The sequence below is a fragment of the Aeromonas sp. TECH754 genome (genome assembly GCF_056279295.1).
Genome location: NZ_JBWBRA010000001.1, coordinates 3,062,473 through 3,085,000 on the forward strand (window position 1 = coordinate 3,062,473; position 22,528 = coordinate 3,085,000).

Here is a 22,528-nt window from a genome sequence, read left to right on the forward strand (position 1 = left end):
TCGATTATGAAAGTTTGAACACGGGAGCCCCGGTGGGCTCCCGTATTGCGCTAGATCAGGCGCCGGCCCAGAGCAGGATGGCCAGCAGTTGAGGGGAGATGATCCGCAGGAACATCACCAGCGGATAGACGGTCGCGTAAGAGAGGGCACTGGCCCCGCTGGTAGGGTGCATGCCGTTGGCGAATGCCAGGGCGGGAGGATCAGTCATGGAGCCCGCCAGCAAACCACAGAGAGTGAGGTAGTTGAGCTTGCCATAGTGGCGCGCCAGCACCCCGACCACCAGCAGCGGGATCAGGGTGATCGCCATGCCATACATCATCCAGGCCGGGCCATCACCGTTGATCAGGGTGTCGATGAAACCGGCACCGGACTTGAACCCCACCACGGCCAGGAACAGCACTATGCCGATCTCCCGCAGCGCCAGGTTGGCACTCGGCGGCATGAACCAGTAGAGCTTGCCGATGCTGCCGATGCGCGACAGGATCAGCGCGACCACCAGTGGCCCCCCTGCCAGCCCCAGTTTCAGCGCCGCCGGGAAGCCCGGCAGGTAGAAGGGGATGGAGCCCAGCAACACGCCGAGGCCGATGCCGATGAAGACCGGCAGCATCTGTACCTGCTGCAGCTTCTGCTGCACGTTGCCCACCACGCTGGTCACGGCCTCGATGGCCTCGAGCCGCCCCACCAGGTTGAGGATGTCGCCAAACTGCAGGCTGGTCTGACTGGTCGGCACCAGCTCGATGCCGGCCCGATTGAGGCGCGAGATGACCACATCGTATTTCTGCTTGATGTCGAGGTCGCGGATCCGCTTGCCGAGCACCTGCTCGTTGGTGACCACCACCCGCTCGACCCGCAGATCCGTGCCCCGGGTGGAGAGGGAGGTATCCACCTCCTCCCCCAGCACCAGCAGCACCTTGTGCAGGGCGTGCCGCTCACCCACCAGGTGCAGCAGATCGCCGAGCTCGATGCGCGAATCCGGCCTGGGCACCATCAGCTCGTCGCCCCGCTTGAGCCGGGAGCAGATGACGTCGGCCTCGTCCAGGCTCGGGATCTCGCCGAGCATCAGACCGTGCATGTTGGGGTTGCGCACCGCGATGTTGATGGTCTGCAGGCTCTCCTTGGTCTTGCCAGCCTGTTGCTCGAACTCGGCCGCTTCTTCCTCGATCTTGATGCGAAAGAACAGTCGAATGAGCCACATGGTGAGCAGGATGCCGCAGATCCCGAACGGATAGGCCACCGCATAGCCCATCCCCATCAAGCCTGTGGTGCCAGGATTGGCACCGAGCTCCGCCAGGATCTGCTGTCCCGCCCCGAGGGAGGGGGTGTTGGTCACCGCGCCGGAGAAGACCCCGAGGATCACCGGCAGCGGTACGTCGAACAGCTGATGCAAGGCCGCCGCCACCACGCAGCCGAGCAGCACCAGCAGGGCCGCGAAACCGTTGAGCTTGAGACCCGAGCTGCGCAGGGAGGAGAAGAAGCCGGGGCCAACCTGGATGCCGATGGTATAGACGAACAGGATCAGGCCAAATTCTTGAATAAAATGAAGTGTTTGCTCATTTAACTGCAAACCGGACAGACCGGCGAAGTGACCCACTATGATGCCACCGAACAGCACCCCGCCAATTCCCAACCCAACGCCATAGACCCGCCAGTTTCCCAGCCAGAGTCCCAGCACCGCCACCAGCGACAACATGCTGATGGAAAGCGCGATCTCACTCATCGTGTGCATCCTTTCCAAGCTGAACTGCGCCTAGCTTGTCAGCAAACGAAAGGGGCAACTGTGGGGTGCCGCACGAATTCAGCCTTTCATGGGCTCTTAAATACCAACTAAGGGTTAGTTTTAGATGTAACCATAGATGGCCACGAAGTGACACAGGCTGCCCCCCAGCACGAACAGGTGCCAGATGGCGTGGTTATAGGGGATCCGCTTCGCCACATAGAAGATCACCCCCAGGCTGTAGATGAGGCCGCCGACTCCCAGCAGCAGCAAGCCCTCTCCCGCCAGATGCAGATAAAGCTGATAAACCACCACCAGCGACAGCCAGCCCAGCATCAGGTAGGTAAACAGCGACAACCGCTTGAAACGGTTGATAAACAGCAACTTGAACACTACTCCCGCCAGCGCCAGCCCCCAGATCACCACCATCAGTCCCTGCGCCAGCGGCGTGTCGAGCGCCACCAGCAGGAAGGGGGTATAGGTACCCGCGATGAGCAGGTAGATGGCGCAGTGGTCGAACACCTTGCACCTGCGTCTGGCCGCCTCCGACGCCATGCTGTGATACAGCGTCGAGGCGAGGTAGAGCAACACCAGGCTGGCGCCGTAGAGACCATAGCTCAGCAGCACCTGTGGCCCCTCGTTCCAGCCCTTGTGCAGCAGCAGGATCAGCCCAACTATTCCGAGCAATAGCCCCACCCCATGGCTGAGGCGATTGGCCCACTCCTCTTTCGGGGAATACCCCGTCACATCACTCATCGCATACTCCCTGCCCAAACTCTGGCTCACTCTAACGGCCCTGATTTCAGGCTACAAGTGTTAGCTCAAAAATATTGAGGCAACTACCCCGGGCGCCAGAGCGCCAGGAGATGGCTGTTCCCCAGGGGCCTTTGGTGTATGCTCTGCGGCCGACGCCACCAGCCGCCCGTGCTGATGGCCATGTCTGGCGGCACGCTTTCTGCCCGCTATTTTCTGCCCGACACGCTGGTCTGGAGAACCTGATGAAGCTGACTGAACTCTTTACACAACCGGATCCGGCCTTCGGCCAGGCCATGACCACCCTGCTGGAGACCTTTCATCACTCGGATGACAGCCAGGCTCCCTACCAGCGCGATCACTTCGTTCATCAGCTCGATCAGTCCCGCATGCCCGCCACCGGCATCAGCACGACAGAGTACCTCACTCGGCTCGCCACCCTGGTGCCCGGCGCCTCCCATCTCACCTCCCCGCGCTACATGGGGCACATGACGGCGCCACTGCCGGCCTTCACCGCCGAGTTGTCGCGTCTCTTGGTGATGCTCAACCAGAATCCGATGAAGATGGAATCCTCCCGCCTGCTCAGCTTCCTGGAGCGGGAGGTGCTGGCCAAGCTGCACCGCCTCATCTATCGCGAGGGCGACGATTTTTATCAGGCACAGATGCACGCCAAGGACGCGGCGCTCGGCGTCATGACCAGCGGTGGCACCATCGCCAACGTCACCGCCCTCTGGCTGGCTCGCAACCGGGCCTGTGGCGACAACCTGTTCGCACTTTATGAGCAGGGCTATCGCGGCGCCGTGGTGCTGGGCTCACGGTTGATGCACTACTCCTTCGACAAGGGCATGGATCTGCTGGGGCTGGGAGCATCGAACGTGTGGCGGCTCGACACCGACGCCGACAACCGGCTCAGCATCCCGGCGCTGGAAGCGGCGCTAATACAGTGCAAGGCGCAGAAGCTCAAGGTATTGGCACTGATCGGGGTCGCCGGCAGCACGGACTTTGGCTCCATCGATCCCTTGCCCGAACTCGCCACCATCGCCCGGCGCGAACAGATCCACCTGCATGTGGATGCCGCCTGGGGCGGCCCGACGCTCTACTCCCCTCGCTATCAGGGGCTGCTGGCCGGGATTGAGCAGGCCGATACGGTGACCCTGGATGGCCACAAGCAGCTGTTGGTACCGCTCGGTACCGGCATGCTGCTCTGCCGCCAGCCGGATATGATGATGGCCGTCAAGCGGGAAGCTCCCTACGCCATTCGTGCCAGCTCCTTCGATCAGGGGCGTTTCACCCTGGAGGGCACCCGCCCGGCCAATGCGCTCTACCTGGATGCGGCCTTCCAACTGCTGGGCCAGCAGGGTTATGCCGAGCTCATCGAAGCCAATTACGACAGGGCACGGCTGATGGCCAGCCTGATCGAGGCGAGCCCCGCCTTCGAGCTGATGTCGGCGCCGGTGATGAACCTGCTCTCCTACCGCTGCATCCCACCCCATCTGCAGGGCAAGACGCTGGATGAAGCAGCCAACGAGCAGATCAACCAGTTCAACGTGACGCTGCAGAAGGCGCAACGGGCCGAGGGTCACAGCTTCGTCTCCCGCACCCAGCGGGCGGTAGGGCGTTACGGTGTGCAACCACTCACCCTGCTGCGCGCCGTGTTGCTCAATCCGTTGATCGAGGAGCGCCACATCCGCGAGCTGCTGGCGGATCAGTTGCGGCTCGGCGAGACCATCGCCCTGGAGCTGTTTGAGGCAACCAGCCCCAGGGAGTGACCGGAAAATAACGGGAGCCGGCGGCCATCCGGCGGGTCTTATTCATTTGCCGTTGCCTAACGGGCAGGTACACTGAGTCAAATTTTGAGGTTGATGAGCCCAGCATGAAGCAGTTTATTGAATTTATTCCCCTGATCGTCTTCTTCGCGGTCTACAAGTTTTACGACATCTACACCGCCACCGGCGCCCTGGTGGTGGTCACCGGCCTGCAACTCGCCTACAGCTGGATCCGCTATCGCAAGGTCGAGAAGATGCAGCTGTTCACCTTCCTGCTGGTCGGGTTCTTCGGTGGCCTCACCGTGTTCTTTCACGACGATACCTTCATCAAGTGGAAGGTCACCGTCATCAACGTGCTGTTTGCTCTCGCGCTGCTGATCAGCCGCTACGGTTTTGGCAAAAACCTCATCAAGCAGATGCTGGCCAAGGAGCTGCAGGCACCGGATCGCATCTGGGATCACGTCAACCTGGGCTGGGTCGCATTCTTTGCCCTCTGTGGTCTGCTCAACCTCTATGTGGCCTTCAACCTGTCGCAGGAGATGTGGGTCAACTTCAAGGTCTTCGGCCTGCTGGGCATGACGCTGGTGTTCACCCTGCTCAGCGGCGTCTACCTCTATCGCCATCTGCCCGCCGAGCAGAAAGCAGAACAGAAAAAATAACCGCTACCAGAAAAGGATTCTCTCATGTGGTATCTGATCTACTCCGAAGACGTGGCAGGCAGCCTGCCTCAGCGTAAATTGGCCCGTCCCGCCCACCTGGCCCGCCTGCAAGCGTTGCAAGATGAGGGGCGACTGCTGACCGCAGGTCCCAACCCGGCCATCGATGCCGAGGATCCCGCCGATGCCGGCTTCACCGGCAGCACGGTGATCGCCGAGTTCGGTAGCCAGGCCGACGCCAAGGCCTGGGCTGACGCCGATCCCTATGTGGCGGCGGGCGTCTACGCTCGCGTCACCATCAAGCCCTACAAGAAGGTATTCTGAGGCGGCGGTGATCGTTAAGAATCGGAATGCAAAAGGCCGGACACTGTCCGGCCTTTTCGTTGCTGCGCCGCACACAGCTGGCGACGGTGGGTATCAGGCCCGCGCCACAAACCAGGGATTGAGAATATCCGGCTTGTTGTAGGCCAGGGGTGAGCCATCGAGCTGGGTCACGCTGCCACCCGCCCCTTCCAGCACCGCCTGCGCCGCTGCGGTATCCCACTCACAGGTCGGGGCCAGCCGCGGGTAGAGCTCGGCGCCCCCTTCGGCGATGATGCAGAACTTCAGCGAGCTGCCCATCGCCACCAGCTTGATCTCCCCGAGCGGCGCCAGATAGTCCAGGGTCGCCTGGGACAGATGATTGCGACTGCCCACCACCCGCCAGGCCAGCCCCTCTGTATGAGCCTGAGTCTGGATCGCGACAGTGCCACTCTCGTCAATCCGCCAGGCCCCCAGCCCCTTGCCGCCGAACCAGAGCTTGTCCAGCACCGGTGCATAGACCAGCCCCCAGAGCGGCTTGCCAGCGTCGATCAGCGCGATGTTCACCGTGAACTCACCGTTGCGGGAGACAAACTCCTTGGTGCCATCCAGCGGATCCACCAGCCAGTAGCGGGACCAGCCGAGCCGCTCGGCCATGACCTCGGAGCCAGACTCCTCCGACAATACGGGGATGTCCGGCGTCAAGGTGGCCAGCGCTCGCACTATCACCTCATGGGCCCCCTTGTCGGCGGCGGTCAGCGGGCTCTCGTCCTGCTTGTACTCCACCGCGAAGGGTTTGCTATAGATGGCCATGATGGCCTCACCGGCGGCACGGGCGATGGGCTCCAGCTCGGAAATGGCGGGTAGGTACATGGAAAAGGTATCTCGCTCAAGTGGTTAGCCAGTGTACCCGAAGAGACAGGTTCAGCTTATAGCCGATTTAACTGAGTTATTCCTTGTGACTTCTGACAGACAGAAAGTGGCGCAGCTCGACTAGTTTTCTATAGCCACATGGCACCTAACAAGGATGTGAAACCATGAATAAAAAGACCCTGATCGCCGCCCTGTTGCTGGGCTGCCTGCCCCTGTTGAGCCAGCCGGTACTGGCCGCCGACAAGCCGGCAGCCAAGCCCGCCGCCACCGTTGCCAGCGCCAAGGAGGTCGGCAAGATCAACCTGAACACCGCCAGCGCCATTGAACTCGCGGCACTCAAAGGCATTGGCGAGAAGAAGGCGCAGGCCATCGTCGACTATCGGGAGAAGCAGGGCAAGTTCACCTCGGTGGATCAGCTGGCCGACGTGAGCGGCATCGGACCCGCCACCCTGGATGCAAATCGGGACATGATTATCGTCAAGTAACCGGTTTACCCCCTGTCATCCTGAGGGCAGCCTGTGGCTGCCCTATTTTTCTTCGGGTATCATGAACCCACTTCGTATCTTCGGACTCATTTCCATGAAAAAGACCCCGCTCGTTGTTCGCAAGGCCGTTCTTCCCGTCGCCGGCCTGGGCACCCGTATGCTGCCCGCCACCAAGGCCATCCCGAAAGAGATGCTGCCAGTGGTCGACAAGCCGCTGATCCAGTATGTGGTGCGTGAAGCCATCGCCGCCGGCATCAAGGAGATCATCCTGGTGACGCACTCCAGTAAGAACTCCATCGAGAACCACTTCGACAAGAGCTTCGAGCTGGAAGCGACTCTGGAGAAGCGGGTCAAGCGTCAGCTGCTGGAAGAGGTGCAACAGATCTGTCCGAAAGACGTCACCATCATGCATGTGCGCCAGGGCGAGGCCAAGGGGCTGGGTCATGCGGTGCTCTGTGCCCGCCCGCTGATCGGGGATCAGCCCTTCGCCGTGTTGCTGCCGGACGTGCTGATCGACGAGGTCGCCAGCGATCTCAAGCATGACAACCTGGCGGAGATGGTGCATCTGTTCGAGGACGAGCATATCAGCCAGATCATGGTAGAAGCCGTGCCCGAGAGTGAAGTGGACAAGTATGGCATCGCCGACATCAAGGGCGAGTCGCTGAGCGCCGGCATGTCGCTGCCGATGAAAGCCATCGTCGAGAAGCCGCCCCGTGACGAAGCCCCCTCCAACCTCGCCGTGGTCGGCCGCTACGTACTCTCTGCCAACATCTGGCCGCTGCTGGAGAAGACCCCCGCCGGTGCCGGGGACGAGATCCAGCTGACCGATGCCATCGCCATGTTGATGGAGCACGAGCAGGTCAATGCCTACTTCATGAAGGGTCGCAGCCACGATTGCGGCAGCAAGCTGGGTTATATGAAAGCCAACGTGGAATATGGCGTGCGCCATCGGGAACTGGACGGTGAATTCACCGCCTGGCTGAAACAGTTTGTCAAACAGTTGTAATCGCTGAATATTTGCGCAATACACAGAATAAAAATCTGGGCATCATTCGATGCCTTTTTTCATTTTATAAACAAAAATTCAACCGTTGATAGATAAAATATCGTCAAATCATCTCATTGTAATTCGATCCAGCATGTTTTATAAGGAATATGGCTTGTTTCTAGCCCTTGCATAAAATTCCTAAAAAAATATAAGACACAGGTGGAAGTTCCATGAATAACCCGTCTAAAGGGACCTTTTTAGGTCACCCTAAAGGGCTTTTTTTGCTCTTTAGTACCGAACTGTGGGAGAGATTCTCCTATTACGGCATGCGCGCCGTCCTCGTCCTCTATCTGACCGACATGACCGCCAACGGCGGCATGGGCTGGACCCAGGCCGATGCCCTCAAGCTGTACGGCATCTATACCGGTCTGGTTTACATCACCCCGATCATCGGCGGCTGGCTGGCAGACACCTTCCTGGGTCAGCGTCGCGCGATCCTGATTGGTGCCATCTTCATGGCCGCGGGTCAGTTCACCCTGGCCCTGCCCCACAGCATGTTCCCGGACATGGTCAACAGCCTCTTCTATGCGGGCCTCGCCCTGCTGATCCTGGGCAACGGCCTGTTCAAACCGAACATCTCCACCATGGTGGGCGACCTCTATGAGACCGGCGATCACCGTCGTGACGGGGCCTTCACCATCTTCTACATGGGGATCAACCTGGGCTCCCTGCTGGCAGGCGTGATCTGCGGCGCCGCCGCCACAGCCTACGGCTGGCAGGCTGCCTTCGTCAGCGCCGGTATCGGCATGCTGCTCTCCCTGGTAGTGCAAGCCACCATGGCACAGCGCTTCCTGGGTGACATCGGTCGCGTACCGGCCGCCCAACGCGCCGCCGAGCAACGCTCCAAAGAGCAAAAAGCCCCGCTGACCAAACAAGAAGTTGATCGCATCAAGGTCATTCTGGTGCTGGGTCTGTTCACCATCATCTTCTGGGCAGGCTTCGAGCAGGCCGGTGGTCTGATGAACCTGTACGCGCAGGAATATACCGACCGCATGATCGGCAGCTTCGAAGTGCCGACCGCCTGGTTCCAGTCCCTGAACCCTTTCTTCATCATCACCTTGGCTCCGATTGTGGCGGCTATCTGGATCAAGCTCGGCAATAAAGAGCCGAACTCCCCGGTGAAGTTCGCCATGGGTCTGTTCTTCCTAGCCATCGGTTTCCTGTTCATGATCGGTGCCGTGCTGGAGCAAGGTGGCGATCAGGCCGTCAAGACCTCCATGTTCTGGCTGGTCGGTGCTTACCTGTTCCACACCCTGGGTGAGCTCTGCCTCTCCCCGATCGGTCTCTCCATGGTGACCAAGCTGGCTCCGCTGCGCCTGGCCTCCCTGATGATGGGTGCCTGGTTCGGCTTCGTCGCCCTGGCCAACTACATCGCCGGTTTCGTGGGTTCCTTCGTCGGTGAGTCCGGTGCCATCGCCATCTTCGGCGGTATCGCAATCGCGGCCGTGATCAGTGCCCTGATCCTGCTGACCATGGCCAATCGCCTGGTCTACTGGATGCACGGTGCCGAAGGTCCGGCCAAAGAGTCTGACGAGCACGACAAGACACTGCAGTCTGCCGCCGTCTAATCGGTACGGATGCTAAACAAAAACAGGGCGCCCATTGGGCGCCCTGTTTTTTTATGTTCATCCATTCAGTGGTGGCGAACCTGCATCCGCAGTGCACTGCCACTGTCGCTGCGAAATTGCAGCTCGAACGGCTCGTGCCAGCTGCGCTTGTGCAAGGTATAGCGGGTGCTGCGCATCAATCCAAGGGGCAATCCGCCCGAGCGCATCAACCAGCGTGGCGAGGTGAGGCCCGCATTGGCAAATACCAGACCGTCCTCCTGATCGAACAGCAGCGCCGCCATGGCAAATGAATGGCGCAGACCCGATTCGAGCAATTGCAGATTCAAGTAGTCGAGCAGCCGGTGGGGCTGGCTCAACAGCAGGCTCTCCTGCTGTTGATACTGGCGGTAGGGCCCATTCATCAGCGATCGCACCAGCGCGCCGCAGAAGGCGGCATCCATGCCGAGGATGGGCAGCTCCATCACCAACACCAGCAACTTGTCCCCCAGCTTGAAGGTATCGGGGATAAACAGATTGCCCATACCGGCGAAGGTCACCTGCCAGGGGCCCCACTCCTGCAAGCCAGGCGGCGTCAGCCAGGCCAGCAGGCGACTGGAGGCTCTGTCGTGTCCCCGAAAAAAATCGATGTGATCCATCAGCTCCAGCTGCTGGGTCTGCTGCACGCCGCCCGCCAGACACTGATCGATGCTGCGCCGGATCTGGCTGTAGTCCGACACCGGCTTGATGAAGAAGTCCCTGGCCCCGGCCCGCAGCGCCCGCTCGACCGAGGCCATCTTGTCCTGGCCCGAGATGACGATGACCGGCACCTCGGGGTAGCGGGCCGCGAGGCAGGCGATGACCTCATGCCCATCCATGTTCGGCATGTTGAGGTCACATAACACGATATCGGGGTGATAGAGGGCCGCAGCGGAGAGTCCTTCTATGCCGTCTTCGGCCTGAAACACACAGGCCCCATCATGCTCGAGATAAGTTACCAGCGAGTGGCGAAAAACTGCTTCATCTTCTACCACCAGGATCCGTAGTCCAGCCATTGACATCTTAATAAAACTCTTATTAGTCAAACGGTTATTTGAGTATTAAGCCTAGAACATGTGGGGTCTATCTCGCCACTCAATATTGTCGCCCCCCCTCTTAAAACTGTCATGACCGCGCCCAACCATTTGAAATGGGCGGATTATTTTATCGAGATTTTCTGGCCAGCCGGTGACTCAGTACACGACCGGGCATATCCGGCTGGCGAGAGCCCAGCCATCGCCGCGTTGGCTTGTGTGTGAGCCGTGAATTGTATGAGACCCCGCCATGAGGGATAATGCCCCCATTCCAGATCCTGAAGAACACCATGACCCCAGCCGAATACAGCGCCCTCGCTCATCCCAGATTGTCCCATCCGGCTCGCAGCCTCTATACCCTGCAGTTGCGCAGGCTGGTGCTGGAAAATCGGCAAGCCAGGCTCAATTATCCCGAGCTGGGACGGGCCCTGGCGGTGGTGGATCCCGGCGATCCCAGCGGCTTCTGCTATCAGGTCAACGCCCGTCAGCTGACCGAACTGCTCGATGAGTTGATGGAAGCAGAATTGTTGCAGGTGGAGGCGCTGCCTGACAGTGAGCACTACCATCAGTGCTCGTTCCAGTTGCCGCTGCTGAGTCAGCGGGTGCGTAGCCCGCTGCCGGAGCGGCCGTTCCAGATGCACCTGCAGTGGCGACCGGATGAGGAGTTGCCCGCCCTCGCCCGTCTGTGCGGGGTGATCGATGCCAGCTACAACGAAGAGGATCTCGGGGAGTTCATTGCTTACTGGCTCGGCCGCCCCGAAGTATTCGACTCCCAGCACCAGTGGATGCTCAAGTTTATCCGTACCCTCAAGAGCCGCCGCTATGCCCGTCGCCAGCCGACGGTGGTGACGGGTTACCAGCAGGTCACCCCCGCCCCCGCCGACGCAGGGCCGAGCAAACGGGCACAGGAGATGATCGAAACGGCCAAACGCCTGACTCAGGGGCCGGATAATGATTGATCCCCACGCTTCGCAGCAGGCACTATTAGCAGCATTGTTCGTATCTCCACGACTAGGCCCTTGCCATCTCGGCCCCAGCAGAAGGAGCATTCCATGACAGACCCGCACGATCCACTGCGCCAGGAGCTGGAGGAGATCGAGGCCAAGCGCCGGAAGATCGCCAAAGCCAAACAAGATCACCGCATTCACGATCCCGAACTGAGCCAGCACGTGGGTGGCCTGCTTGAGCGCATTCGTCGCCTGCAAGCCCAGACCGGCGGTGGCCAGTACGACTACGAGACCCTGCGCAAGGAGTATGACGCCAAGGCCAACGCCGAGGTGCGCGAGCTGCAGAAGGCCGCCCGTCAGGAGCGGATCCAGAAGCTGATCGCTCAGGCCGACCTCAATTCGGACTGGGTATTCGAGAAGATGGATGCCACCGATCCCGTGCTGCAATACCCTATCGAAACCGCCCGTTACTTCATCAGCGGCTTCGAGCACTGGGAGAAGAGTGGCGGCGGCTGCATGCTCATCTACGGCGACTACGGCACCGGCAAGTCGACCCTGGCGGGCGCCGTGGCCCACGAGCTGATCGAGCTGCATCAGAAATCGGTGATCTTCCAGCAGTGGGCCTCGGTGGTGGATCGGCTGTTCTTCAACGTCATCCAGGATCAGGAAGAGCGCAATCAGTACCGCCGCGCCCTGGAAGAGGTGGATCTGCTGATCATCGACGAGGTGGCGGCCAACCGCGCCAAGATGGCGGAGAGCCAGTCCAGCTTCCTCGGCCACCTGCTGCGCCGCCGTCGCAACCTCTCCAAGAGCGTCATCATCATCACCAACCACAGCCCCCAGAGCCTGCATCAGGCCATCGGTGACTTCAGTTTCGAGGCGATCAAGGCGTTCAACCCGGTGGATATCCACCTGAGCGGCCCCAGCCGTCGCCCCAGCATCGGCCACTACAACGGCTGATCACCCGGGCCAGCGTCATCAGCGGCTGGCCCTTTGTTTCTTCTCCCCTCGCAAATAAAAACAACTCTCATTTACATAGCATCAGCAAGCCCCTAGGCTAGCCTTTTTGTTCAAGGGAGCCTCTCATGCCAACCACACTCATCTTCGGAGCCAGCCGCGGGCTGGGCCGCGCCTTCACCGAACAGGCCCTGCGCCAGGGCCACAGGGTCCTGGCCCTGGTCCGCAGCCCAGAAATGGCGGCCGAACTGCACGCATTGGGGGTGGAGGTCGTCCAGGGGGATGCTCTGGACGGGGCCGCAGTCGCGCAGGCTTGCCTGCTGGCGGGCAGCGAAGCCCAGGTTGTTTCCACCTTGGGGAGCTTTCGCCAGCCGCAGCCGGTGGATTACCAGGGCAACCGCCATGTGATAGACGCCATGGAGCAGGCCGGGCTCAAGCGCCTGCTGCTGGTGACCTCCCTCGGCTGCGGTGACAGCTGGCAATATCTGCCCGTACGGGCACGGGAAGCATTCGGTCACGAGGTGCGGCTCAAGAGCCTGGCGGAGAGTTGGTTGCAGAGCAGCACGCTGGCCTGGACCATCTTGCGGCCAGCCGGCTTGCAGGATGGCGAGGCCACCGGCCGGGCGGTATTGAGTCAGGGGGAAGAGGTACATGGCCTGGTACGTCGCCAGGACGTGGCCATGCAGGGTTTGCAACTGCTCACCAACGAGCAGGCCCTCGGCCATATCTACGCCATCGGCGATCCGGATCTGCAGCGCGGCTGATCCAGCCACCAAACAACGGTCAGCCTGGGCTGACCGTTTTCATTGCTGGCTCCGGCAACTGCCGCTGGCGCCACCCCAGCAGCCAGCAGGCGAGCGTGCCATTGAGCAGCGCCAAGCCCCACAGCTGCCACCAGTAGCGGGACACTTGAGTAAAGTCGGCCCCCATCTGGTTCAGCCGCAGGAAGCCCTCGATGGCCGGGGTGCTTGGCACCCACTGGGCCAGCCAGTTGAGGGGCGCCGGAATGAGCTCCAGCGGCCAGATGAAGCCGGCGAGAAAGACCAGCGGCAGTGACGAAACCAGCACCACCTGAGTGGGCAGATCCCGTCGGGTAAAGAGCGCACCCAGCACTATGCCAAGCCAGGTGGTCGCCAGCAGGAACGGCAGGGTGAACAGCCACAACTCGGCAGGCTGTGCGCTGCGCGCTATGTCGTAATGGTCGAAACAGAAGCCGAAGAAGTAGGTGACCGGCAGCACGAAGAGCCCGCCCAGTACCAGGGTGCGCGCCAGCAGCAGGGGCAGTACCGGCACCTTCTGCCAGTAACCCTGCTCGCCACGCCCGCTGCGCTGGTTCTGGGTTGCCCCCAGGATGCCGGCCCCCATCAGCAACACCTGATGCAGGATCAGCACGAACACCGCCGGCACCACGTAGTTCACATAGCCCATGCTGGGATTGAACACCGGCAGCACGTTGAGCCCCACCGCGCTCCAGCCCATGGCCGCCTGAGGCAACGCCTCGCCCTGGCTGAGCAGGCGCGCCACCTTGACCTGAGCCGCCAGGGTGCCGCCCGCCTGGGCAAGCCCCTCGGCGATGGTGCCATAGACCAGGAAATAGGAGGCGTCACCGGCATAGCTCAGGGTCACGCTCCTGCCCAACATCAGATCCCGGTAGAAGTGGCGGGGAATATGCAAAATGCCGCTCGCCTTGCCGCTCAGCAACCATTCACGCGCCTCCTCCAGGCTGCCGACTCGCGCCACCAGTTTTACCTGGGACGTCGCATCGGCCATGAACTCCAGCTGGCGGGAGAACTGACTGCCGTCGTCGTTGACCACCACCACCGCCTCTTCCCGTGGCAACTGGTGCAGATAGGGCTGCGGGTAGAGGAAGGAGTAGAAGAAGACGCCGCCAAACAGGGTCAGCATGATGGCCCTGTCCGCCAGCAGGGTACGCAGCTCGAGCCGCACCAGATCCCAGAAACCCATCATGATTCCGGCTCCTTGCTGACCAGCTCGCGGGCGGCTTGCGCCTGCGGTTGATAGCGGCGCATCACCACCAACAGGGGCAACAGGAACAACAGCAAGGCTCCAAACTGGGGTAGCGCCGCACCGAGCGGCAGACCGTAGTTGGTCTGCCCTATCTGCAGCTCGACGTAGTGGGAGATGGGCAACAGGCTGCGCCAGAACTGGGCGAAGTCCCCCATGGCACTGACCGGGAAGGTCACCCCCATGAAGGCGAAGCCCGGCGCCGTATAAGCCCCCGCCAGCGACAAGGCACGGGCCGGATCCCGGATGACAGCGTAAAAGAAAGCCCCCATGCTGACGCAGGCGGCCGAGGCAAGTCCCAACCCCAGGATCAATATCAGCCAGCTGCCCTGCATGGGGTAGCCAAGCGCCTTGAACAGCAGCAGGCTCCATCCCAGCCCCCAACCCCACCCGATGAGCACATGCGGCATCAGCGTGCGCCAGAGGCCGAACCAGACCCCTCTGGTGGTCCAGTCCAGTCCGAGTCTGTCGGTTCGAGCCAACGCATTGAGACCGTAGAGCACCACCAGGATCTGCCAGACCGCGGGCAGCAGGGCACTCAGCAGAAACTGGGCATAGCTGGAGTTGATGTTGTAGAGCGCCGTCACCTGATTGGCGATGGGCACCGACTGCCCCAGGGCACCGGGCAGCGCCTTGCCATCGGCCATGGCCGCCAGCACGCCGACCTGGCCGTTGAGGGTACCGACCACCTGGGCCAGCGCCGAGTTGACCAGCTTGGCGATCAGAATGAACTGGCCGTTGTTGAACACGGTGATCTTGGGCTGGGTACCCTCGCGGGCATCCCGCTCCAGATGGGCGGGGATCACCACCAGGGCGTAGATGTCGCCGCCGCGCAGGGCGCGTGCGCCCTCGTCGATGGCATCAAACTGATTGCTCAGCTTGAGCCCGCTTGAGCCATCCAGCGAGAATGCCAGCTGGCGGGAGAGCGCGCTGCGATCCAGGTCCACCAGGCCGATCTTGAGATCCCGCGCCAGCCCGGCCGAGAAGACCCAGCACAGGATCCCGATCAGCAGCAGCGGGATCCAGCTCACCAGCGCCCGGTTGAACGGGTCCTGCCACAGCAGCCGCCATTCACGTGCCATCAGAGTTCGACCAGCACGCTCATGCCAACCCGCAAGCCTTCAACCGGCTGCAAGGGGCGCGCCTCCAGCTGGAAGCTCTTCATGTCGAACCCCTGTCGGCTGTCGGTGGCACGCCAGGTGGCATAGTCCCCCATCACCGCCACGTGGGTGACCTTGAAGCGGACCGTTTGGTCGCCCAGGCCCGGAATGGTGGCATCGAACTCGGTGCCGATCGGGAAGCGGGGCAACAGATCTTCGCGCACATGGAACTGGGCCCAGGCATCCTCCATGTCAAGCAGGGTCACCACCGGGAAACCTTGCGGCGCCAGCTCACCGCTGCGCAGCAGCACCTGTGCCACCTCACCGGCATGGGGCGTGACGATGCGGGTATCGGCCAGATAGGCCTCCACCTCGGCCACCGAGCCCGCCGCCATCTTGGCCTGCTCACGGGCCGCGACCTTGGTCTCTTCCCGCGCCCCTTCCAGGGTCATTTGATACTGCTGCCAGGCCATGCCTTCGCTGTATCTGGCCGCCTGCCAGGCGGTCCAGGCCTCATCGCGCTTTTGCAGCGGCATCACCCCCTCCCGGTGCAGGTTGGCGATGCGCTCATAGGTCTTGCCATGGAGCTGGGCCGCCGTCTTGGCCTGTTGCCACTGATCCTTGGCCGCCGCGATCTGCTGGGCCCGCGCCCCCTTCTCCGCCTCCTGTGCCAGGGCGCCGGCCGCCGCCTGCCCCGCCTTGGCCTGGCTCAGCTTGGCCTCGATCTCGGGGCTCGCCAGAGTGAATGCCAGCTGACCCTTGGCCAGCTGATCGCCCTTCTTCACCAACACCTCGGCAATGCGCCCCGCCACCTTGGAGGAGACCGAATACTGCTGCGCCTCGATCTGGCCCTGCAACCGTACCGGCTCCGGCTGGTAAGCCAGCCAGAAACGCCAGCCCAGCCAGATGACCAGCACGATCAACGCCAGTGGCAGCAGCAATGGCTTGCCCTGGCTCATCTTCTTCTTGATGGGGGGATGACTCATGCATTCACCTCGACAAACGGGCGACCCTTGGCGGTCGAAACAGACATGGAAAGAGGGGCAGACAAGGCGGCGATCATGAGTTCACCTCGATCGCCTGCCCATGCTGATATTGATTGAAGCTGGTCATCTGGCCGGAGAGCGCCAACAGGCGAGCCAGGGAGATCACATATTGATAGGCGGCGGCGGCGCGCTGGGTCTTGACCCCCGCCAGCTGGTTGCGCGCATCCACCACATCCAGCGAGGTGGAGAGCCCCTGGCCGAACGCCTTGTCCCGCAGTCGCACGTTCTCCTCGGCCAGCGCCTGGGTCGAGGAGAGGGATTGATACTCCTCCAGCCCCTGTGCCGCCTCGCGCCACGTCTTCTCGACCAGCAACTCCAGATCCTGGCGGGTCTTGGCCTGCAGCAGGTTGACCTGCAACTCGGCACTCTTGGCGGCCTGCACCGTCTCGGAGCGGCCATCGCGGCTCACCAGCGGCATGCTGACGCCCACCCCGACCAGCCAGTCCGGCGTGGTCTTGGAGACGATGGAGTCATCCTCATAGAGGTTGTAGTTGCCGAACAGGAACAGCTCGGGAGCATATTTGCCCTTCTCCAGCTTGATCATCCCCTGCGCCTGCTCCTTCTTGGCCGCCAGCAGCTTGAGGCCGGGATGCACCGCCAGGGTCTCCTGCACGAAGGGATCGAGCTCTGGCATCCCCTGGTTGATGAAGAGCCGGGTATTAGGCTCGGCCTGCTTGAGTTTGAGCAGATGGCCGAGGGCCAGCTGGGCGATCTCCAGGCTGCGCCGCGCCTTCTGGGTATCGATGCGCGCCCTGTCATAGGCCGACTGGGCGGAGAGTCGCTCGACCTTGGCGATCTGACCCTGCGCCTCCAGCTTCCGGGCATGATCCAGATGATGGGCCAGCCCCTGCTCGATCTCCTGCTTGGTCTGCACCACCTGAGCTGCCAGCACCACCCCGAAATAGGTTTGGGAGAGGCTCTCGAAGGTGGCTTGCTGCTTGAGCACCAGCAACTGCTGCGCCTCGCTCACCTGGGCCTGGCGGATATCCTGCGCCGCATCGATACGGCCGCCCACGAACAGCGGCCACAGCATCTTGACCGAGCTGGTGACCACGTTCTGCTTGGTCAGGGGGGTGACGAAGTCGCTGGGGCTGAGGTTGAGCGCCTGCATGACGGGCCCCAGCACCTTGCCAAACTCCGGGTGATTGGCGATGGGGTTGAGATCCAGCATGTCGAGTTCCATCGGCTGATCGAGGTGAGTATAACTGGCCCCGACATCCACCTTGGGCAGGTACATGGCCTTGGCCGCCTCGCGCAGCTGCTCTGCCCGCGCCACCCCGGCCTGCTCCGCCGCCAATCCATCATCCTGCTGGATGACCCGGCTCCAGGCCTCGGTGAAGCTCACCGTCTGCGCCTGGGCAGAGCCCAGCATGGCTCCCAACAGGCACGGCCAGAGCGATTTGATGAACCTTGACGTCATACATCCCCAACTTCTGTTTGTAATAAAATTGTGTGGAGCCTTTGCTCGATTCAGGCTCGCTATCATAACGTAAACCCGCGGCGGAGGGAGACTGACAAATCACTGAGTACCTCACTCATTTGACCCCGATCATGGTCTCAGACAATATGCCTGATTTTCAAGCACTCCTGAATTTGCAAGCCTTGGCGCGACGTTTTTTTCAGAAAAAATTGGCTGACGCTCAAATACTAACCTTTTCTCCTGACTAAAAAATGCGTAATATACGCCGCCCTAAGCCGATGGTAACCGTGGAATGCAGATAGGTCCCCACACGCTTGAAACTCCCTTGATCGTGGCCCCCATGGCCGGTGTAACAGACCGACCATTTCGTGAACTTTGTTTACGTTTGGGAGCAGGCATGGCCGTTTCAGAGATGCTGCTGGCCAACCCGGATGTCTGGGATACCCAGAAAACCAGGATGAGAATGGATCACTCTGCCGAAAGCGGATTGCGATCGGTCCAGATTGCCGGAGCCGACCCGGAGATGATGGCGTTTGCCGCCCGCTACAACGTGCAGCAGGGCGCTCAGATCGTCGACATCAACATGGGTTGTCCTGCAAAAAAAGTGAATAAGAAGTTGGCGGGCTCTGCCCTGCTGCGTCAACCCGAGCTGGTCAGAACTATCTGCCAGGCCGTGGTGAATGCAGTGGAGGTGCCTGTCACCTTGAAGATCCGCACAGGATGGGATCCGGATAACCGCAATGGCGAGGAGATCGCCCGAATCGCCGAAGATTGCGGTATCGCGGCCCTTGCCGTGCATGGTCGTACCCGCACCGACCTCTATCGGGGGGAAGCGGAGTACGACACTATCAGGGCGATTAAGCAGGCCGTATCGATTCCTGTGGTCGCCAATGGCGACATAGACAGCCCGGAGAAGGCCCGGTATGTCCTCGACTATACCGGCGTCGACGCCGTGATGATCGGCCGTGCTGCGCAAGGACGACCCTGGATTTTCCGGGAAATCCGTCATTTTCTTGAGACGGGCACCAAGCTGCCGCCTCCCGACAGGGAAGAGGTTCGCACCCTGATGAACGAGCATGTTACCAACCTGCACCAGTTTTATGGTGCATATCTGGGAGCGCGCATTGCCCGTAAACACGTGGGCTGGTATCTGGATGAAGAAGAGACGGGCCGAGAATTCCGTAAACATTTCAATGCTCTGGATTGTGCAGATGCACAACTGGAAGCACTTGAAGTGTATTTCGATGGATTAGGTTAACGCATAACTCGCATAACTAAAGAGCCGACCGAATATGTTCGAACAAACCCTGACTTCTGATGCATTGGTAACAACTACTCACAATCACGCTGCCGAGCCGACCCAGCGCCCCCTGCGTGACTCTGTGCAACAGGCCTTGCGTAACTACCTGGCCCAGTTGAACGGTCAGGAAGTGATTGATCTGTACGATATGGTTCTCTCCGAAGTCGAAGCCCCCATGCTGGACGTGATCATGCAGTACACCCGTGGTAACCAGACTCGCGCCGCCGTGATGATGGGCATCAACCGTGGTACCCTGCGTAAAAAGCTCAAACGCTACGGCATGAACTGATTTCAGTCATCCTGCGGCAGTGCAGACGAAGGCGTATCCCAGCGATGGGGTACGCCTTTTTCTATGGCCGACGTTCACCATGCTCGGGCGTCACTCCGCGGCCAACTTGATCCCCAGCCCGACAAAGAGCCCACCCATCAGCCGATTGAGCCAGCATGCCGCCCAGACAGGCAGACGGACCTTGCGGCTCGCATAGGCGGTCGAGAAGGCCAGCAGATGACACCAGATCATGCCATTGAAGTTGAAGATGCAGCCCAGCACGATGAAGGCCAGTGCCTTCTGGGGCGCATCGGGGGCGATAAACTGGGGCACGAAGGCGAGGAAGAACAGCGCCACCTTGGGATTGAGCACATTGGTCAGCAGTCCCTGCCGGAAGATGCGGCCATAGGAGAGCGCAGGCAGCGTCACGGCGAGCTCGGGGACTGTGGAGGCGCTAGCCCCCTGTCTGAGCAACGAGATGCCCAGATAGACCAGGTAGAGTGCCCCCATCAGCTTGATGACGGCGAACAACTCGACCGAGGCACTCAGCAGGGCAGACAGTCCCAGGGCTGCCGCCAGCACATGCACCATGGTACCCGCCCCTATCCCCAGCGCCGCCACCGAGCCTGCCCGCCAGCCCTGTGAGCCGCTGCGCAGCATGATGAGCAGAGAGTCCGGCCCCGGCATCATATTCAACAACAGCCCCGAGACGATAAACAACGCCAAATCGTGGATCCCCAACATACACAACTCCCTTGTCGATGAAACTCACAGTCTATGGATCCAGCCCGTCTTGTCACTCCCGTTTCGGGCAATAGTGAACATCAACGGAAGGCATAGCCGCTCGAAAAGCGGCAAAAGACGGCAACAACGGGGCAGGAGGCTGAAAATATGGAGGATATAAGGCAGCTATTATGACCAGAAATATCTTATTTAACGGAGTATTAAGCTAATAAAGCAGTCATAAATAACGGAGAGAGAATGATTGAATCACGAATTTCAGGCAACAAAAAAGCCCGCTCGATTGAGCGGGCTTCTTCTAATTGGGTGCCTGGCAGTGTCCTACTCTCGCATGGCGAATGCCACACTACCATCGGCGCTACCGCGTTTCACTTCTGAGTTCGGCATGGGATCAGGTGGTTCCACGGCGCTATGGCCGCCAGGCAAAAAACTTCATCTGGAAAGCTGACGTGAATAACGACTTAGGCGTTTGCCTTGTCACTATCACTGAATTAGATAAGTAGTTCGTTCACTTGCTACAAGGCCCAGAACACTTCTTGGGTGTTGTATGGTTAAGCCTCACGGGTAATTAGTATGGGTTAGCTCAACACGTCGCCGCGCTTACACACCCCACCTATCAACGTTGTGGTCTCCAACGGCCCTTTAGGACCCTCAAGGGGTCAGGGATGACTCATCTCAGGGCTCGCTTCCCGCTTAGATGCTTTCAGCGGTTATCGATTCCGAACTTAGCTACCGGGCAGTGCCACTGGCGTGACAACCCGAACACCAGAGGTTCGTTCACTCCGGTCCTCTCGTACTAGGAGCAACTCCCTTCAATCATCCAACGCCCACGGCAGATAGGGACCGAACTGTCTCACGACGTTCTGAACCCAGCTCGCGTACCACTTTAAATGGCGAACAGCCATACCCTTGGGACCGACTTCAGCCCCAGGATGTGATGAGCCGACATCGAGGTGCCAAACACCGCCGTCGATATGAACTCTTGGGCGGTATCAGCCTGTTATCCCCGGAGTACCTTTTATCCGTTGAGCGATGGCCCTTCCATTCAGAACCACCGGATCACTATGACCTACTTTCGTACCTGCTCGACCTGTCCGTCTCGCAGTTAAGCTGGCTTATGCCATTGCACTAACCTCCTGATGTCCGACCAGGATTAGCCAACCTTCGTGCTCCTCCGTTACTCTTTGGGAGGAGACCGCCCCAGTCAAACTACCCACCAGGCACTGTCCGCGAGCCCGATTCAGGGCCCTGCGTTAGAACATCAAACATACAAGGGTGGTATTTCAAGGACGGCTCCAGCGCAACTAGCGTCACGCCTTCAAAGCCTCCCACCTATCCTACACATGTAGGTTCAATGTTCAGTGCCAAGCTGTAGTAAAGGTTCACGGGGTCTTTCCGTCTAGCCGCGGGTACACCGCATCTTCACGGCGAATTCGATTTCACTGAGTCTCGGGTGGAGACAGCATGGCCATGGTTACACCATTCGTGCAGGTCGGAACTTACCCGACAAGGAATTTCGCTACCTTAGGACCGTTATAGTTACGGCCGCCGTTTACCGGGGCTTCGATCAAGAGCTTCGCTTGCGCTAACCCCATCAATTAACCTTCCGGCACCGGGCAGGTGTCACACCCTATACGTCCACTTTCGTGTTTGCAGAGTGCTGTGTTTTTGATAAACAGTCCCAGCCATCTGGTCACTGCGACTCCCAACTGCTCCATCCGCAAGGGACTTCACTGTCAAGAGCGAACCTTCTCCCGAAGTTACGGTTCTATTTTGCCTAGTTCCTTCACCCGAGTTCTCTCAAGCGCCTTGGTATTCTCTACCCGACCACCTGTGTCGGTTTGGGGTACGATGACTTGTAATCTGAAGCTTAGAGGCTTTTCCTGGAAGCAGGGCATCAATGGCTTCACCACCGTAGTGGCTTCGTCTCGTGTCTCAGCGTTGTATCTCCGGATTTGCCTAGAGATACCGCCTACGCACTTTCACCAGGACAACCGTCGCCTGGCCCACCTAGCCTTCTCCGTCCCCCCATCGCAATTACAAGTCGTGCAGGAATATTAACCTGCTTCCCATCGATTACGCCTTTCGGCCTCACCTTAGGGGTCGACTCACCCTGCCCCGATTAACGTTGGACAGGAACCCTTGGTCTTCCGGCGAGGAGGCTTTTCACCCCCTTTATCGTTACTTACGTCAGCATTCGCACTTCTGATATCTCCAGCATACCTCTCGATACACCTTCGCAGACTTACAGAACGCTCCCCTACCACTCACACATACGTGTGAATCCGCGGCTTCGGTGCCTGGTTTGAGCCCCGTTACATCTTCCGCGCAGGCCGACTCGACTAGTGAGCTATTACGCTTTCTTTAAATGATGGCTGCTTCTAAGCCAACATCCTAGCTGTCTGAGCCTTCCCACATCGTTTCCCACTTAACCAGAACTTTGGGACCTTAGCCGGCGGTCTGGGTTGTTTCCCTCTTCACGACGGACGTTAGCACCCGCCGTGTGTCTCCC

General features: G+C 60.2%; 20 protein-coding genes and 2 rRNA genes (1 of these 22 cut by a window edge). 11 read left to right on the top strand and 11 right to left on the bottom strand.

All coding sequences use genetic code 11. The features are described 5' to 3' along the window. Positions 1-55: 55 nt before the first annotated feature. A complete protein-coding gene (locus ACZ9IL_RS13725; protein ID WP_476004004.1) occupies positions 56-1,717 on the bottom strand; it encodes a putative transporter in 1,662 nt (553 codons plus the stop codon). Between the two features lie 120 nt (positions 1,718-1,837). Then, on the bottom strand, positions 1,838-2,470 hold the full coding sequence (gene trhA / locus ACZ9IL_RS13730) for a PAQR family membrane homeostasis protein TrhA (RefSeq protein WP_476004005.1): 633 nt from the start codon (positions 2,468-2,470) through the stop codon (positions 1,838-1,840). Positions 2,471-2,712: 242 nt separating this feature from the next. Here trhA and ACZ9IL_RS13735 point away from each other — a divergent pair, with 242 nt between their 5' ends. The 3 genes from ACZ9IL_RS13735 (at position 2,713) to ACZ9IL_RS13745 (ending at position 5,213) form a co-directional block, all read left to right on the top strand. Next, a complete protein-coding gene (locus ACZ9IL_RS13735) occupies positions 2,713-4,236 on the top strand; it encodes an aminotransferase class V-fold PLP-dependent enzyme (RefSeq protein ID WP_476004006.1) in 1,524 nt (507 codons plus the stop codon). 104 nt (positions 4,237-4,340) lie between these two features. After that, on the top strand, positions 4,341-4,892 hold the full coding sequence (locus tag ACZ9IL_RS13740; RefSeq protein WP_476004007.1) for a septation protein A: 552 nt from the start codon (positions 4,341-4,343) through the stop codon (positions 4,890-4,892). A gap of 24 nt (positions 4,893-4,916) precedes the next feature. Beyond that, entirely contained in the window at positions 4,917-5,213 is a 297-nt protein-coding gene (locus ACZ9IL_RS13745; RefSeq protein WP_476004008.1) for a YciI family protein, read from the top strand. Positions 5,214-5,306: 93 nt separating this feature from the next. Here ACZ9IL_RS13745 and cysQ read toward each other — a convergent pair whose 3' ends face one another. Further along, the gene (cysQ, locus tag ACZ9IL_RS13750) at positions 5,307-6,062 is read right to left on the bottom strand and encodes a 3'(2'),5'-bisphosphate nucleotidase CysQ (protein WP_476004009.1); all 756 of its coding nucleotides are present in this window, start codon (positions 6,060-6,062) and stop codon (positions 5,307-5,309) included. A 164-nt stretch (positions 6,063-6,226) separates the two neighbouring features. Between cysQ and ACZ9IL_RS13755 the strand changes: the two genes are divergently transcribed. The 3 genes from ACZ9IL_RS13755 (at position 6,227) to ACZ9IL_RS13765 (ending at position 9,163) form a co-directional block, all read left to right on the top strand. Continuing rightward, entirely contained in the window at positions 6,227-6,547 is a 321-nt protein-coding gene (locus tag ACZ9IL_RS13755; protein ID WP_476004010.1) for a ComEA family DNA-binding protein, read from the top strand. A gap of 94 nt (positions 6,548-6,641) precedes the next feature. Beyond that, on the top strand, positions 6,642-7,553 hold the full coding sequence (galU, locus tag ACZ9IL_RS13760; protein WP_476004011.1) for a UTP--glucose-1-phosphate uridylyltransferase GalU: 912 nt from the start codon (positions 6,642-6,644) through the stop codon (positions 7,551-7,553). Between the two features lie 212 nt (positions 7,554-7,765). Continuing rightward, entirely contained in the window at positions 7,766-9,163 is a 1,398-nt protein-coding gene (locus ACZ9IL_RS13765; RefSeq protein WP_476004012.1) for a peptide MFS transporter, read from the top strand. Positions 9,164-9,228: 65 nt separating this feature from the next. On the opposite strand, the gene ACZ9IL_RS13770 is transcribed toward ACZ9IL_RS13765, so the two are convergent. Next, entirely contained in the window at positions 9,229-10,200 is a 972-nt protein-coding gene (locus ACZ9IL_RS13770) for a response regulator (protein WP_476004013.1), read from the bottom strand. 302 nt (positions 10,201-10,502) lie between these two features. On the opposite strand from ACZ9IL_RS13770, the gene ACZ9IL_RS13775 reads away from it, so the two are divergent. The 3 genes from ACZ9IL_RS13775 to ACZ9IL_RS13785 all read left to right on the top strand — a co-directional run bounded on the left by ACZ9IL_RS13775 (position 10,503) and on the right by ACZ9IL_RS13785 (position 12,880). After that, a complete protein-coding gene (locus tag ACZ9IL_RS13775) occupies positions 10,503-11,171 on the top strand; it encodes a DnaT-like ssDNA-binding domain-containing protein (RefSeq protein WP_476005355.1) in 669 nt (222 codons plus the stop codon). 93 nt (positions 11,172-11,264) lie between these two features. Beyond that, positions 11,265-12,119, top strand: coding sequence for a DnaA ATPase domain-containing protein (locus ACZ9IL_RS13780; protein WP_476004014.1), 855 nt, complete (start codon positions 11,265-11,267; stop codon positions 12,117-12,119). Positions 12,120-12,244: 125 nt separating this feature from the next. Beyond that, complete coding sequence (locus ACZ9IL_RS13785; protein WP_476004015.1) at positions 12,245-12,880, top strand: NAD(P)-dependent oxidoreductase; 636 nt, start codon at positions 12,245-12,247, stop codon at positions 12,878-12,880. A gap of 19 nt (positions 12,881-12,899) precedes the next feature. Here ACZ9IL_RS13785 and ACZ9IL_RS13790 read toward each other — a convergent pair whose 3' ends face one another. From ACZ9IL_RS13790 to ACZ9IL_RS13805, 4 genes are all read right to left on the bottom strand, one after another. After that, positions 12,900-14,084, bottom strand: coding sequence for an ABC transporter permease (locus ACZ9IL_RS13790; protein ID WP_476004016.1), 1,185 nt, complete (start codon positions 14,082-14,084; stop codon positions 12,900-12,902). Next, the gene (locus ACZ9IL_RS13795) at positions 14,081-15,223 is read right to left on the bottom strand and encodes an ABC transporter permease (protein WP_476004017.1); all 1,143 of its coding nucleotides are present in this window, start codon (positions 15,221-15,223) and stop codon (positions 14,081-14,083) included. Before ACZ9IL_RS13795 ends, ACZ9IL_RS13790 begins: the two co-directional genes overlap by 4 nt. Beyond that, positions 15,223-16,227: an HlyD family secretion protein gene (locus tag ACZ9IL_RS13800; protein WP_476004018.1), complete on the bottom strand. Its 1,005-nt coding sequence runs from the start codon at positions 16,225-16,227 to the stop codon at positions 15,223-15,225. The genes ACZ9IL_RS13795 and ACZ9IL_RS13800 overlap by 1 nt, the downstream gene beginning before the upstream one ends. Before the next feature lie 73 nt (positions 16,228-16,300). Continuing rightward, a complete protein-coding gene (locus tag ACZ9IL_RS13805) occupies positions 16,301-17,707 on the bottom strand; it encodes a TolC family protein (protein WP_476004019.1) in 1,407 nt (468 codons plus the stop codon). Positions 17,708-17,999: 292 nt separating this feature from the next. Here ACZ9IL_RS13805 and dusB point away from each other — a divergent pair, with 292 nt between their 5' ends. Both dusB and fis read left to right on the top strand, forming a co-directional pair. Continuing rightward, positions 18,000-18,965: a tRNA dihydrouridine synthase DusB gene (gene dusB / locus ACZ9IL_RS13810; RefSeq protein WP_476004020.1), complete on the top strand. Its 966-nt coding sequence runs from the start codon at positions 18,000-18,002 to the stop codon at positions 18,963-18,965. 34 nt (positions 18,966-18,999) lie between these two features. Continuing rightward, a complete protein-coding gene (gene fis, locus ACZ9IL_RS13815; RefSeq protein WP_005309538.1) occupies positions 19,000-19,296 on the top strand; it encodes a DNA-binding transcriptional regulator Fis in 297 nt (98 codons plus the stop codon). Between the two features lie 90 nt (positions 19,297-19,386). Here fis and ACZ9IL_RS13820 read toward each other — a convergent pair whose 3' ends face one another. The 3 genes from ACZ9IL_RS13820 to ACZ9IL_RS13830 form a co-directional block, all read right to left on the bottom strand. Further along, a complete protein-coding gene (locus ACZ9IL_RS13820; RefSeq protein WP_476004021.1) occupies positions 19,387-20,019 on the bottom strand; it encodes a LysE family translocator in 633 nt (210 codons plus the stop codon). A gap of 305 nt (positions 20,020-20,324) precedes the next feature. Next, positions 20,325-20,439, bottom strand: a 5S ribosomal RNA gene (rrf, locus tag ACZ9IL_RS13825). Positions 20,440-20,563: 124 nt separating this feature from the next. After that, positions 20,564-22,528, bottom strand: a 23S ribosomal RNA gene (locus tag ACZ9IL_RS13830) (it continues 925 nt past the right edge of the window).

Coding starts and splice junctions, on each gene's coding strand:
- ACZ9IL_RS13725 (WP_476004004.1), bottom strand. CDS start 1,717: ATGAGTGAGATCGCGCTTTCCATCAGCATGTTGTCGCTGGTGGCGGTG.
- trhA (WP_476004005.1), bottom strand. CDS start 2,470: ATGAGTGATGTGACGGGGTATTCCCCGAAAGAGGAGTGGGCCAATCGC.
- ACZ9IL_RS13735 (WP_476004006.1), top strand. CDS start 2,713: ATGAAGCTGACTGAACTCTTTACACAACCGGATCCGGCCTTCGGCCAG.
- ACZ9IL_RS13740 (WP_476004007.1), top strand. CDS start 4,341: ATGAAGCAGTTTATTGAATTTATTCCCCTGATCGTCTTCTTCGCGGTC.
- ACZ9IL_RS13745 (WP_476004008.1), top strand. CDS start 4,917: ATGTGGTATCTGATCTACTCCGAAGACGTGGCAGGCAGCCTGCCTCAG.
- cysQ (WP_476004009.1), bottom strand. CDS start 6,062: ATGTACCTACCCGCCATTTCCGAGCTGGAGCCCATCGCCCGTGCCGCC.
- ACZ9IL_RS13755 (WP_476004010.1), top strand. CDS start 6,227: ATGAATAAAAAGACCCTGATCGCCGCCCTGTTGCTGGGCTGCCTGCCC.
- galU (WP_476004011.1), top strand. CDS start 6,642: ATGAAAAAGACCCCGCTCGTTGTTCGCAAGGCCGTTCTTCCCGTCGCC.
- ACZ9IL_RS13765 (WP_476004012.1), top strand. CDS start 7,766: ATGAATAACCCGTCTAAAGGGACCTTTTTAGGTCACCCTAAAGGGCTT.
- ACZ9IL_RS13770 (WP_476004013.1), bottom strand. CDS start 10,200: ATGTCAATGGCTGGACTACGGATCCTGGTGGTAGAAGATGAAGCAGTT.
- ACZ9IL_RS13775 (WP_476005355.1), top strand. CDS start 10,503: ATGACCCCAGCCGAATACAGCGCCCTCGCTCATCCCAGATTGTCCCAT.
- ACZ9IL_RS13780 (WP_476004014.1), top strand. CDS start 11,265: ATGACAGACCCGCACGATCCACTGCGCCAGGAGCTGGAGGAGATCGAG.
- ACZ9IL_RS13785 (WP_476004015.1), top strand. CDS start 12,245: ATGCCAACCACACTCATCTTCGGAGCCAGCCGCGGGCTGGGCCGCGCC.
- ACZ9IL_RS13790 (WP_476004016.1), bottom strand. CDS start 14,084: ATGATGGGTTTCTGGGATCTGGTGCGGCTCGAGCTGCGTACCCTGCTG.
- ACZ9IL_RS13795 (WP_476004017.1), bottom strand. CDS start 15,223: ATGGCACGTGAATGGCGGCTGCTGTGGCAGGACCCGTTCAACCGGGCG.
- ACZ9IL_RS13800 (WP_476004018.1), bottom strand. CDS start 16,227: ATGAGTCATCCCCCCATCAAGAAGAAGATGAGCCAGGGCAAGCCATTG.
- ACZ9IL_RS13805 (WP_476004019.1), bottom strand. CDS start 17,707: ATGACGTCAAGGTTCATCAAATCGCTCTGGCCGTGCCTGTTGGGAGCC.
- dusB (WP_476004020.1), top strand. CDS start 18,000: ATGCAGATAGGTCCCCACACGCTTGAAACTCCCTTGATCGTGGCCCCC.
- fis (WP_005309538.1), top strand. CDS start 19,000: ATGTTCGAACAAACCCTGACTTCTGATGCATTGGTAACAACTACTCAC.
- ACZ9IL_RS13820 (WP_476004021.1), bottom strand. CDS start 20,019: ATGTTGGGGATCCACGATTTGGCGTTGTTTATCGTCTCGGGGCTGTTG.